Source organism: Nocardiopsis coralliicola (assembly GCF_054779695.1).
This window is the reverse complement of the sequence record NZ_BAAGXT010000032.1, coordinates 20728-33148: the sequence shown is the minus strand read 5'-3', so window position 1 is coordinate 33148 and position 12421 is coordinate 20728. Positions and strand designations below refer to the sequence as shown.

General features: G+C 74.2%; 10 protein-coding genes. All 10 read right to left on the bottom strand.

Annotation, left to right across the window (positions count from 1 at the left end):
• Positions 1–293: 293 nt before the first annotated feature.
• The 10 genes from coaBC to ACYVGT_RS19845 all read right to left on the bottom strand — a co-directional run bounded on the left by coaBC (position 294) and on the right by ACYVGT_RS19845 (position 12392).
• A complete protein-coding gene (gene coaBC / locus ACYVGT_RS19890) occupies positions 294–1514 on the bottom strand; it encodes a bifunctional phosphopantothenoylcysteine decarboxylase/phosphopantothenate--cysteine ligase CoaBC (protein WP_460860710.1) in 1221 nt (406 codons plus the stop codon).
• Positions 1515–1609: 95 nt separating this feature from the next.
• Positions 1610–1879: a DNA-directed RNA polymerase subunit omega gene (rpoZ, locus tag ACYVGT_RS19885; protein ID WP_460860637.1), complete on the bottom strand. Its 270-nt coding sequence runs from the start codon at positions 1877–1879 to the stop codon at positions 1610–1612.
• Between the two features lie 229 nt (positions 1880–2108).
• The gene (gene gmk, locus ACYVGT_RS19880; protein ID WP_460860634.1) at positions 2109–2726 is read right to left on the bottom strand and encodes a guanylate kinase; all 618 of its coding nucleotides are present in this window, start codon (positions 2724–2726) and stop codon (positions 2109–2111) included.
• Positions 2727–2943: 217 nt separating this feature from the next.
• Positions 2944–3264, bottom strand: coding sequence for an integration host factor, actinobacterial type (gene mihF / locus ACYVGT_RS19875; RefSeq protein WP_460860632.1), 321 nt, complete (start codon positions 3262–3264; stop codon positions 2944–2946).
• Positions 3265–3663: 399 nt separating this feature from the next.
• Positions 3664–4401: an orotidine-5'-phosphate decarboxylase gene (gene pyrF, locus ACYVGT_RS19870; protein WP_460860629.1), complete on the bottom strand. Its 738-nt coding sequence runs from the start codon at positions 4399–4401 to the stop codon at positions 3664–3666.
• A gap of 282 nt (positions 4402–4683) precedes the next feature.
• Positions 4684–5616, bottom strand: a complete 933-nt coding sequence (locus ACYVGT_RS19865; protein ID WP_460860627.1) for a dihydroorotate dehydrogenase — start codon at positions 5614–5616, stop codon at positions 4684–4686.
• Positions 5613–6512: a dihydroorotate dehydrogenase electron transfer subunit gene (locus tag ACYVGT_RS19860; protein ID WP_460860623.1), complete on the bottom strand. Its 900-nt coding sequence runs from the start codon at positions 6510–6512 to the stop codon at positions 5613–5615. The genes ACYVGT_RS19865 and ACYVGT_RS19860 overlap by 4 nt, the downstream gene beginning before the upstream one ends.
• A gap of 32 nt (positions 6513–6544) precedes the next feature.
• Entirely contained in the window at positions 6545–9847 is a 3303-nt protein-coding gene (carB, locus tag ACYVGT_RS19855; protein WP_460860619.1) for a carbamoyl-phosphate synthase large subunit, read from the bottom strand.
• A gap of 8 nt (positions 9848–9855) precedes the next feature.
• A complete protein-coding gene (carA, locus tag ACYVGT_RS19850; RefSeq protein WP_460860614.1) occupies positions 9856–11082 on the bottom strand; it encodes a glutamine-hydrolyzing carbamoyl-phosphate synthase small subunit in 1227 nt (408 codons plus the stop codon).
• Positions 11079–12392, bottom strand: a complete 1314-nt coding sequence (locus ACYVGT_RS19845) for a dihydroorotase (protein WP_460860611.1) — start codon at positions 12390–12392, stop codon at positions 11079–11081. The genes carA and ACYVGT_RS19845 overlap by 4 nt, the downstream gene beginning before the upstream one ends.
• Positions 12393–12421 lie beyond the last annotated feature (29 nt).

The following is a 12421-nucleotide window of genomic DNA, read 5'->3' as shown; positions in this document are numbered from 1 at the left end:
GCCTGCCCCGCCATCGGAGCACCTCCGCGGCGCGGTCGGCGGCGGCCGCACAGCGCCGCTGGTCCGCGGAAGTCCACTTCAGGCGCGCACCGGCGGACTGTGACGCACGTCACCCGGAAAGTTCGGGAGGTGCGCTGATCATGCCCGTGCGCTGGGCTTTCCGTAGCGTACAGCGGAACAGGGTCGCCGAGCACGCAACATCTCCGACTACTCCGCGGCCGCACGGAGGGCGGGCGCCCCGGCCGCCCGCCGCGGAGCGCGGCACCGCCGGCGGGCGCGCCGGGAGCTTCTCCTCAGCGCTGCGGCAGCCGCTCCGCGACGAGGTCCCAGACGCGGTCCGCGAGCGCGCCCTTGGGCCCGTAGGGGATCGTCTCCGCGGAGCCGTCGGCGCCCAGCACCACGGCCTGGTTGTCCTCGGTGCCGAACGCGCGGCCGCGCCCGACCTCGTTGACGACCAGCAGGTCGCAGCCCTTCTTGGCGAGCTTGGCCCGGCCGTTGGCGAGAGCGTCGTCGGTCTCGGCGGCGAACCCGACGACGACCTGGCCGGGGGCGCCGCGCTCCGCAGCGGCCTCGGCGAGGATGTCGGGGTTCTCCACCAGTTCGATCGGGGCAGGCTGCGTGCCGGCCGGTCCGCCGCCGGCGGCGGCACTGCTGCCCTTCTTGATCTTGCTCGGCGCCTCCTCGGCCGGCCGGAAGTCGGCCACCGCCGCAGCCATGATGACCGCGTCAGCACCGGTGCGCGCCGCAAGTACGGCTTCGCGCATCTCACGGGCGGAGGTGACGGGGACCACTGCGGCGCCGGCCGGCGGGGTCAGCGCGGAGTTGGCGGCGACCAGGGTGACCTCGGCGCCGCGGGCGACCGCTGCGGCGGCCAGCGCGTAGCCCTGCCGCCCCGAGGAGCGGTTGCCGAGGTAGCGCACCGGGTCGATGGCTTCGCGGGTGCCGCCGGCGCTGACGACCACCCGGCGGCCCGCCAGGTCGGCCGGCAGCGCACCGCGGCGCAGCACGGCCCGGGCGGACTCGAAGATCGCGTCCGGGTCGGGCAGCCGGCCCTTGCCGGTGTCGGCGCCGGTGAGCCGCCCTTCAGCGGGCTCGAGGACGATCGCGCCGCGCTCCCGCAGCAGCGCTGCGTTGGCCTGCGTGGCGGGGTGCTCCCACATCTCGGTGTGCATCGCCGGGGCGAACACCACCGGACATCGCGCGGTGAGCAGCGTGTTGGTGAGCAGGTCGCCCGCGAGGCCGTGCGCGGCGCGGGCGAGCAGGTCGGCCGTTGCCGGTGCGACCACCACCAGGTCGGCGCGCTGGCCGATGCGGACGTGCGGCACGTCCTGCACCGCGTCCCACACGCCGGTCGCCACCGGCCGGCCGGACAGCGCGGCCCAGGTGGGCTCGCCGACGAAGCGGAGTGCGTCGGCCGTGGGCACCACCTGGACGGCGTGGCCGGACTCGGTGAAGCGCCGGAGGAGCTCGCAGGCCTTGTATGCGGCGATGCCCGCGCCCACCCCGAGGACGATCTCGGGGGCGCGGCCGCCGTTGTCAGCTGGACTGTTCACGATGGGATGCTAGCCGCGGACCGCAGCAGCGGCAGCGGCCGCCCCGGACGGGCGGCTCAGCTCGCCTCGTGGGTGGTGTCGGCGGTCAGCAGGCCGGCCTTGACCTCGCGCAGCGCGATGGACAGCGCCTTCTCCTGCACCTGGGTCTCGACCAGCGGGCCGACGTACTCCAGCAGGCCCTCGCCGAGCTGGGCGTAGTAGGCGTTGATCTGCCGCGCCCGCTTGGAGGACATGGTGACCAGGCTGTACTTGCTGTCGACGAGCTCGAGGAGGTCGTCGATGGGCGGGTTGGTGATGCCTTCGGCAACGGGCTCGGTGCCTGCCACGTGCGTCCCCCTGGACGGTCGGCGGCCCCCGCTGGTGCGCCGGGGCCGGGCTGGATGTGCTGCCGGCCGCAGCCCGGGGGCTGCCGCCGTGCCACCGGCGGGCCGGTGGGGTGTGCGCTGTCGGTGCGCTCCTGGCGACGGGGCGGAGCATCCGCACGGGGTCCGGCGCCCGCCGCGTCAAGGATATCCGCCGTGTCGACCGCGGGGATCTGCCGCGGCGCGCGGGCGGTCACACCCGGGGCGCGAGGACCAACGCTAGCAGTTCGCGGCGGACCCGATCGACGGACGTGTTCACGAGCGTGGCGTCGAACTCCTTCTCCGCGGCGAGCTCGGTGCGCGCGGCGTCGAGGCGGCGCTGGATCACCTCTTCGGGCTCGGTGCCGCGCCCGGTGAGCCGGCGGACGAGCTCCTCCCAGGAGGGCGGGGCGAGGAAGACGAAGAGGGCGCTGGAGGACTCACCCACGTTGTCGCGGACCTGCCGGGCGCCCTGGAGGTCGATCTCCAGCAGGACCGGCACTCCGGCGGCGAGGCGCTCCTCGACCGGGGCGCGGGGCGTGCCGTAGCGGTTGCCGGCGAACTCGGCCCATTCGAGTAGGCGGCCGTCGGCGGCCATCCGGTCGAACTCGGCGCCGTCGACGAAGAAGTACTCGATCCCGTCGGTCTCGCCGGGGCGCGGTGCTCGGGTGGTCACCGAGACCGAGAGCCACACCTCGGGGTTGCGCGCGCGGATCTCGCGGACGACGGTGCTCTTGCCGACGCCGGAGGGGCCGGAGAGGACGGTGAGCCGCTGCTGGGCCGGGCGCGGTTCGGACGGGCTGCCGGAGGGCGCTCCGGGGGCGGTGGACACGTGGTTCAGACTCTCGGTGCGGTCGTGCGGGGCGGTCGTGCGCTGCGCCGCGGTGCGTGCCGCAGGGGGTCCGGCGGGCCGTGCCGGCCGGTGCAGCGCTGGACTGGTCATTTATACCACCGGGCCGCGGGCGGGCCTGACGGCCTGCCCGCGGCCCGGCCGCGCTGCATGTGCTGCCCGTGTGCGCTGGAGGCGCCGGGCACGCGTTCGGCGTGCGCTACTCGGCGCCGCCGAACTCCCGCTCCAGGGCGGCGCGCTGGTTGGCGCCCAGGCCCCGGACGCGCCGCGACTCGGCGATGTTCAGCCGCTCCATGATCTGCTTGGCGCGGACCTTGCCGACGCCGGGCAGGGACTCCAGGAGGGCGGAGACCTTCATCTTGCCGATGACGCCGTCCGACTGGCCGTCGGCGAGCACCTCCGACAGGGAGACGCCGCCGTGCTTCAGGCGGTTCTTGACCTCCGCGCGCTCCTTTCTGGCCTTAGCGGCCTTCTCCAGAGCGGCGGCGCGCTGTTCGGGTGTGAGGGGAGGAAGGGCCACGCCGGGTCACCTCGGTTTTCTCTCGTTTGTCGAGGGCGGACGACTGCGCAAGTTAGTAGGTTCCCGGCCTGTTCGGCAACGCAAAGTGGCCCTTCAAACGCTAATTCATCCAACTAATCACTGTCTGTTCTGTCCTGACTGCACTGCGCACTCAAAATCAGGACTTTTGGCCCTGAATCCGGGTTCGGCGGGACCGCCGGTCGGACGCGGTGCGGCACCCCTGCCGCCAACCCTGACCGGCGGCGGAGTCCAGTTTCGGACATGAGAGTATGACGACACCAATTGCCCGAAACTGGATACGGTGAGGCACCGACGCGGAGCCGGAGCCGGCCCCCGCGCCGCCCCGGGCCCGCCCGGCGCCCGCCGGCAGCGGGCCGCGGCCGGGAACCGGAGGCGCGCTCAGGAGGCGTGCTCGCCGGCGCCCGCACGGCGCAGCGCGGCGGCCATCGACGCGGCCGCCGCCCCCGGGTCGGCGGCGCGGGTGATCGGGCGCCCGATGACCAGCAGGTCGGCTCCTGCCTCCAGCGCCTCCTCCGGGGTGGACACCCGCGCCTGGTCGCCCCGGTCCGCGCCGGCCGGGCGCACGCCGGGGGTGATCATCTCGATGTCCGGGCCGACCTCGGCGCGGAGCGCCGGGACCTCGTGCGGAGAGCAGACCAGCGCCCGCGCGCCCGCGCCGACGGCGACCGCCGCCAGCCGCCGCGCCGCGTCGATGGCCGGACCGCGCATCCCGATCTGCTGCAGCGCGGCGTCGTCCAGCGAGGTGAGCACCGTGACCGCGGCGATCCGGGTGTCCGGCGCCGACTCCACCGCGGCGGCGATCATGTCGGCTCCCCCGGCGGCATGCACGGTCAGAATGGACGGTTTGAGCCGGGCCACATTGCGCGCGGCGCCGGCCACCGTCGCCGGGATGTCGTGCAGCTTCAGGTCGAGGAAGACCGACACCCGGTTGGCGCCGCGCACCGTGGTCACGACTTCGGGCCCGTAGCGCAGGTAGAGCTCCAGACCCACCTTCACCGTGCTGACGTGCGGGGCGACCGCGGACGCCCAGCGGGCGGCGGTCTCGATCTCGGGTGCGTCGATGGCGACTGCGATAGGTGCGGCCACGATCCCTCTCTCTCGTCGGACTCTTCTCATCAGGGGCGCAGGCGCTGCGCGGCCGCCCCGCGGGGAGGCCGGCCGGCATCAGGGCCGCCCGGGAGCGGGTTCCCCCAGGTGGGGGCACTCCGACCGCTGCACCGTGCGGTTCCCCGCCGGGGCGCGTTCATGCACGCCGCACCGCACCGCGTCGGTACCGCCGACGGCCCGGGCGCAGCGGCGCAGCGGTCCGGAGCGGGCGGTCTGCCGAGCTGCGGCAAGCGCGGACCGGGGCGGAGGAACGGGGCGCGGCACGCGGGCCGGGCCCGGGCGCCGCACCGCTCAGCGCTCCCGGTGGGCGGCGCCGACGATGTCGGCAGCCCGCTGCACGCCGTGCTCGGCGAGGGCCTCCTCCAGCTCGCGCACGATCCGCACACAGGCCGAAGGGTCGTTGAAGCTGACGGTGCCCACGCCCACCGCCGACGCGCCCGCGGCGAGGAACTCCAGGGCGTCGGCGCCGGTGCGCACACCGCCGGTGCCGATCAGCGGCATGTCGGGCAGTGCGGCGTGCACCCGGTAGACGCAGCCGACCGCGATCGGGCGGATGGCCGGGCCGGAGACCCCGCCCATCCCGCCGGCCACCGCCGGGCGCAGCGTCCGCGGGTCGACGGCCATTCCGCGCAGCGTGTTGGTCATCGACAGGCCGTCCGCCCGCGCCTCGGCGCACGCCTCGGCGAGCTGCACCACGTCCGGCACGTCAGCGGCGAGCTTGGCGAACACCGGCAGGTCCGGCCGGGTCGCCGCACGCACCGCCCGCACCACGCGGGTGGCGTGGGCGGGGTCGTCGGCGAAGTGCCGGCCCTGGTCGGCCGGGTTCGCGCAGGAGAGGTTGACCTCGACGAAGGCGACACCGGGCGCCGCGGAGACGCGGCGGGCCAGCTCGCCGTACTCGTCGGCGGTGGAGCCGGCCAGCGACACTGCGGCGCGGCCGCCGCGGGAGAGCAGCCACGGCAGGTCGCGCTGGAGGAAGACGTCGACGCCGGGGCCCTGCAGTCCGGTGGCGCTGACTAGGCCGCTGGGCGTCTCGGCGATGCGCGGCGCCGGGTGGCCCGCGCGCGGCTCCAGCATCACCGACTTGGTGACCAGGGCGCCGATCCGGTCGAGGTCGAAAAAGCGGGCCAGCTCGCGCCCGGTGCCGGCGCACCCCGCGGCGGCCAGTACCGGGTTGTCCAGCACGATGCCGCCGAGCCGGGCGGCGAGGTCGACGCCGCTCACGACGCCTCCTGCCCGGCCGCCCCCGCGCCGGCCGAACCCTGCGGCTTCCAGCCGGGCGCACCGAGCGCGTCGAAGGGGATGCTGCCCACGTCGTCGAAGCGGACCTGCTCGCCGCGGAACACCGGCCCGTCGGTGCAGGTGCGCACCATCCGGGTGATGCCGTCCTCGCCGGCGACCGGGATCACGCAGGACATGCAGATCCCGGTGCCGCACGCCATGGCCTCCTCCGCGGCCACCTGGACGGGCAGTCCGCGGTCGGCGGCGACCTCGGCCACCGAGCGCAGCATCGGCATCGGCCCGCACGCGTAGACCACGTCGGACCGGGCCTCCTCGATCACCCGCGGCAGCGGGTCGGCGACGGTGCCGCGCACACCGAAGGAGCCGTCGTCGGTGGTGAAGGTGGCGGTCTCGGCGACCCGGCGGGCGGTGATCGCGCTGAACACGCGGTCCGCCGAGGCTCCGCCGAGGACGACGTCGACGCGGCAGCCGCGCCGGCGCAGCGCGTGCGCGAGCGGGAAGAGCGGCGCCGCCCCGGAGCCGCCGCCGACCAGGACGCAGTTGACCGGGTCGCGCGGCAGCGGGAAGGGGCGGCCGAGCGGGCCCACCACGTCCAGCAGGTCGCGGGAGCGCCGCTCGGCGAGCCACTCGGTGCCGGCTCCGCGCACCGCGAAGAGGAACTCCACCGTGCCGCCGTAGTCGGGCTTGACGTCGTGCACGGCGAACGGGCGCCGCATCAGCATGCCGCTCTGCTCACCGCCGACGGCGACGGCGGCGAACTGGCCGGCCCGGAACCGCTCGGCGATCCCGGGGGCGACCACGGTGATCGCCGTGTAGGCGTCCACCCGCCGCACCGTCAGCACGGGGCATCTGATCTGCAGCGGACCGTAGTCGCTCACCCTCGTCGTCCTGCCTCACTGCTCGCGGCGGGTCAGCTCCGGGCGCCCTGCAGCGACGCGGCGTGCTCCTGGAGGGAGCGGACGCCGATGTCGCCCCGGGTGAGCGCCTCGATGCCCTGGACAGCTGCGGACAGGCCCGGCACCGTGGTGACGCTGGGCACGCCGCGCACCACGGCCGCGGTGCGGATCTCGTAGCCGTCCAGGCGCGGACCGGCCTGGCCGGCGCCCCCGAACGGCGTGTTGACGATGAGGTCCACTTCGCCGCCGTGGATGCGTTGCACGATAGTCGGTTCGCCGTCCGGGCCGGGCCCGGCGCTGTGCTTGCGCACGATCTGGGCGCGCACGCCGTTGCGGCGCAGCACCTCGGCGGTGCCCTCGGTGGCCAGGATCGTGAAGCCGAGGTCGGCCAGGCGCTTGACCGGGAAGACCATGTGCCGCTTGTCCTGGTTGGCGACCGAGACGAAGACCGCGCCGGAGGTGGGCAGCGCGCCGAGCGCGGCCTCCTGCGACTTGGCGTAGGCGGTGCCGAAGTCGGCGTCCAGGCCCATGACCTCGCCGGTGGAGCGCATCTCCGGGCCGAGCACGGTGTCCACGCCGCGGCCCTGGCGGTCGATGAACCGGTTGAACGGCAGCACGGCCTCCTTGACCGCGATCGGGGCGTCCATCGGCATCGTGCCGCCGTCGCCGGCGGCGGGCAGCAGCCCCTCGGCGCGCAGCTCGGCGATTGACGCGCCGAGCATGACCCGGGCGGCCGCCTTGGCGAGCGGCACCGCGGTCGCCTTGGAGACGAACGGCACCGTGCGGGAGGCGCGCGGGTTGGCCTCCAGGACGTAGAGGACGCCCGAGGAGAGCGCGTACTGGACGTTGAGCAGGCCGCGCACCCCGGTGCCGCGGGCGATGCCCTCGGTGGAGTAGCGGATCCGCTCGTAGTCCTCGCGGCCCAGGGTGATGGCCGGCAGGGCGCACGCGGAGTCGCCGGAGTGGATGCCGGCCTCCTCGATGTGCTCCATGACGCCGCCGAGGTAGAGCTCCTCGCCGTCGTAGACCGCGTCGACGTCGATCTCGATGGCGTCGTCGAGGAAGCGGTCGATGAGCACCGGGTACTCCGGGCTCACCTCGGCGTTGCGCTCGATGTAGTCGGCCAGCATGGCGTCGCTGTAGACGATCTCCATGCCGCGGCCGCCCAGCACGTAGGAGGGGCGGACCATGACCGGGTAGCCGATCTCGTCGGCGACCCGGCTGGCCTCGGCGAACGAGGTCGCGGTGCCGTGCTTGGGCGAGGGCAGGCCGGCCTTGTCCAGCACCTCGCCGAACGCGCCGCGGTCCTCGGCCAGGTCGATGGCCTCGGGGCTGGTGCCGACGACCGGGACCCCGGCCGCCTGCAGGCCCTTGGCCAGTCCGAGCGGGGTCTGCCCGCCGAGCTGGACGACGACGCCGACGACCTCGCCGGTGAGCCGCTCGGCGCGGACCACCTCCAGGACGTCCTCCAGGGTGAGCGGCTCGAAGTAGAGCCGGTCGCTGGTGTCGTAGTCGGTGGAGACGGTCTCCGGGTTGCAGTTGACCATGACCGTCTCGTAGCCGGCCGCCGACAGCGCGAACGACGCGTGCACGCAGCTGTAGTCGAACTCGATGCCCTGGCCGATGCGGTTCGGTCCGGAGCCGAGGATGATCACCTTGGGGCGGGTGCCCTGCGGGACCTCGGTCTCCTCGTCGTAGCTGGAGTACAGGTAGGGCGTCTGCGCGGCGAACTCGGCGGCGCAGGTGTCCACGGTGAGGTAGACGGGGTGCACGTCGAGGGCGCTGCGGAGCTCGCGGACGACCTCCTCGGACTTGCCGGTGAGCTCGCCGATCTGGGCGTCGGAGAAGCCGGCCCGCTTCGCCGTGCGCAGCACGCCGCGGTCGAGCTGCGGGGCGGCCGCGACCCCGCGCGCGGTCTCCTCCAGCAGCAGCATCTGGTCGAGGAACCACGGGTCGATGCCGGTGGCGCCGTGCAGTTCGGCGACTGTCGCGCCGGCGCGCAGCGCCTGCTGGACGTGGCGCATCCGGTACTCGCCGGGCACCGCGGCGGCCTGCAGCAGGCCGTCCTTGGCGCCGGGCTCGCCGGCCCAGGTGAAGCCGACGCCCTTCTTCTCCACCGAGCGCATGGCCTTCTGCAGCGCCTCGGGGAAGGAGCGGCCGATGGCCATGGCCTCGCCGACCGACTTCATGGTGGTGGTGAGGCTGGCGTCGGCGCCGGGGAACTTCTCGAACGCGAACCGCGGCACCTTGACCACGACGTAGTCGAGGCTGGGCTCGAAGCTGGCCGGGGTCTCGGCGGTGATGTCGTTGGGGATCTCGTCCAGCGTGTAGCCGACGGCGAGCTTCGCGGCGATCTTGGCGATCGGGAAGCCGGTGGCCTTGGAGGCCAGCGCCGAGGAGCGGGAGACCCGCGGGTTCATCTCGATGACGATGAGCCGGCCGTCGGCGGGGTTGACCGCGAACTGGATGTTGCAGCCGCCGGTGTCCACGCCGACCGCGCGGATGATCGCGATCCCGAGGTCCCGCATGCGCTGGTACTCGCGGTCGGTGAGGGTCATCGCCGGGGCGACGGTGACCGAGTCGCCGGTGTGCACGCCCATCGGGTCGAAGTTCTCGATGGAGCAGACGACGACCACGTTGTCGTTGCCGTCGCGCATGAGCTCCAGCTCGTACTCCTTCCAGCCGAGGATGGACTCCTCCAGGAGCACCTCGGTGGTCGGCGACAGCGCGAGGCCCTGGCCGGCGATGCGGCGCAGCTCGGCCTCGTCGTGGGCGAAACCGGAGCCGGAGCCGCCCATGGTGAAGGACGGGCGCACCACGACCGGGTAGCCGAGCTCGCCGGCGGCGGCCAGGCAGTCGTCCAGGCTGTGGCAGATGCGCGAGCGGGCCGACTCGCCGCCGATGCGGTCGACGATGCCCTTGAACGTCTCGCGGTCCTCGCCGGACTGGATGGCGCCGATGTTGGCGCCGATCAGCTCCACGCCGTACTTCTCCAGCACGCCGGATTCGTGCAGGGCGACGGCGGCGTTGAGGGCGGTCTGGCCGCCCAGCGTCGGCAGCAGGGCGTCCGGGCGCTCCTTGGCGATGATCTTCTCGACCATGCCCGGGGTGATCGGCTCGACGTAGGTGGCGTCGGCGATCTCCGGGTCGGTCATGATCGTCGCCGGGTTGGAGTTGACCAGGATGACGCGCAGTCCTTCGGACTTGAGCACGCGGCACGCCTGGGTACCGGAGTAGTCGAACTCGGCGGCCTGCCCGATCACGATGGGACCGGAGCCGACCACGAGGACGGAGGAAAGGTCACTACGGCGCGGCATGGTTCCCTCTACTGCTTCTGCTCGGCGGGCCGAGCGCTGTCGTTGTTCGCTGCGTCTGCGGTGCTCCCGGCGCCACCGGGCGGACCGGACCGCTCCATCAGGGCGATGAACGCGTCGAACTCCGCCGCGGCGTCGTGCGGGCCGGCGGCGGCCTCCGGGTGGTACTGGACGCTGAACGCGGGCCGGTCGAGGAGCCGCAGCCCCTCCACCACGTCGTCGTTGAGGTCGACGTGGCTCACCTCGGCCGCCCCGTACGGGGTGTCGAACGGGCCGTCCAGCGGCGCGTCCACGGCGAACCCGTGGTTGTGGCTGGTGATGTGCACCCGGCGGGTGTGCACCTCGCGCACCGGCTGGTTCACGCCGCGGTGGCCGAAGCGCAGCTTGAAGGTGCCCAGGCCGAGCGCGCGGCCGAGCAGCTGGTTGCCGAAGCAGATCCCGAAGAAGGGGCGGCGCGCCTCGAGCACGGTGCGCAGGACCTCCACCGGGCCGCCGGCGGTCTCCGGGTCGCCGGGGCCGTTGCTGAAGAACACCCCGTCGGGGCCGGCGGCGAGCACCTCCTCTGCGGTGGCGCCGGCCGGCAGCACCCGCACCTCGCAGCCGCGCTCGGCGAGCCGCTGCGGCGTCATGGCCTTGATGCCGAGGTCGACCGCTGCCACCCGGAACCGGGTGGCGACGCCCTCGGGCGGCGCCACCGTGTACGGCGCGTCGGTGCTGACCTCGCCGGCCAGGTCGGCGCCGGCCATGGCGGGGGTGGCGCGGACCTTCTCCTGCAGCCGCGCGGTGTCGCCGTCCTCGGTGCTGATCACGGCGCGCATCGCACCGCGGTCGCGCAGGTGGCGGGTGAGCGCGCGGGTGCCGTCCACGGCGATGCCGACGACGCCCTGGCGGCGCAGCTCCTCGTCCAGGGTGCGCTGGGCGCGCCAGTTCGAGGGCACCCGGGCCGGCTCGCGGACCACGTAGCCGGCCACCCAGATGCGGCCCGACTCCGGGTCGTCGTCGTTGACGCCGGTGTTGCCGATGTGCGGCGCCGTCATCGTGACGATCTGGCGGTGGTAGGAGGGGTCGGTGAGGGTCTCCTGGTAGCCGGTCATCCCGGTGTTGAAGACGATCTCGCCGAAGGTCTCGCCGCGCGCCCCGAAGGAGCGGCCGCGGAACACGCGGCCGTCCTCGAGCACGAGTACGGCGGGGACGGATTCGGTGCCGGCTGCTGCGGCTCCGGTTGCTTCTGCTGTCACTGGACCTTCCCATCGAGGACCGTCGGGACGCCGCGCAGGAACGTGGCCTGGACACGTCCCGGCAGGCGCATGCCCCGGTACGGGCTGTTGGCGCTCTTGGACTCCAGGGCGGCGGGGTCGATCTCCCGCTGCTCCCGGGGGTCGTAGAGGACGATGTTGGCGGGCTCGCCGGCGGCGAGCGGGCGGCCGTGGCCCGCGACCCGGCCGATGCGCGCTGGGGCGGCCGCCATCCGCTCGGCGACGCCGGCCCAGTCGAGGAGGCCGGTGTCGACCATGGTCTGCTGCACCACGGAGAGCGCGGTCTCCAGGCCGAGCATCCCCATGGCCGCGTTGGCCCACTCGGTCTCCTTCGCCTCGGTGGGGTGCGGCGCATGGTCGGTGGCGACGATGTCGATCGTGCCGTCGGCGAGCCCCTCGCGCAGCGCCTGCACGTCAGCGGCGGTGCGCAGCGGCGGGTTGACCTTGTAGACCGGGTCGTAGTTCTCGACCAGGTCCTCGGTGAGCAGCAGGTGGTGCGGGGTCACCTCGGCGGTGACGTCGCAGCCGCGCGCCTTGGCCCACCGGATGATCTCGACCGAGCCGGCGGTGGAGACGTGGCAGATGTGCAGCCGCGACCCGACGTGCTCGGCGAGCAGGCAGTCGCGGGCGATGACGGCCTCTTCGGCCACCGCGGGCCAGCCCTGCAGGCCGAGGCGGTCGGAGACGGTGCCCTCGTTCATCTGCGCGCCGCGGGTGAGCCGCGGCTCCTGGGCGTGCTGGGCGACGACGCCGTCGAACGCCTTGACGTACTCCAGTGCGCGGCGCATCAGCATCGGGTCGGAGACGCACATGCCGTCGTCGGAGAAGACGCGCACGGCGGCGGCGGAGTCGGCCATCGCGCCGAGCTCGGCGAGGTGCTCGCCGGCCAGGCCGCGCGTGACGGCGCCGACCGGGCGCACGTCGCAGCGGCCGGATTCGCGGCCGAGCCGCCACACCTGCTCGACGACGCCGGCGGTGTCGGCGACCGGGTCGGTGTTGGCCATGGCGTGCACCGCGGTGAAACCGCCCGCGGCGGCCGAGCGGCAGCCGCCGGCGACGGTCTCGGCGTCCTCGCGGCCGGGCTCGCGCAGGTGGGTGTGGAGGTCGACGAGGCCGGGCAGGGCGATCAGGCCGGCGGCGCCTGCGTCGATCTCCTCGGCTCCGCGCGCCCCGGCGGCGGCGCCTGCGCCGGCGGCGGCGATGGCGCCGTCGCGCAGCAGCAGGTCGGCGGGGTCGCCGCCGAGGATGCGGGCTCCGCGGATGAGGAGTTCCCCGCTGTGGTGGTCGGGCATGTCCCGGAAGGTCCCTTCGGGTCGATGGG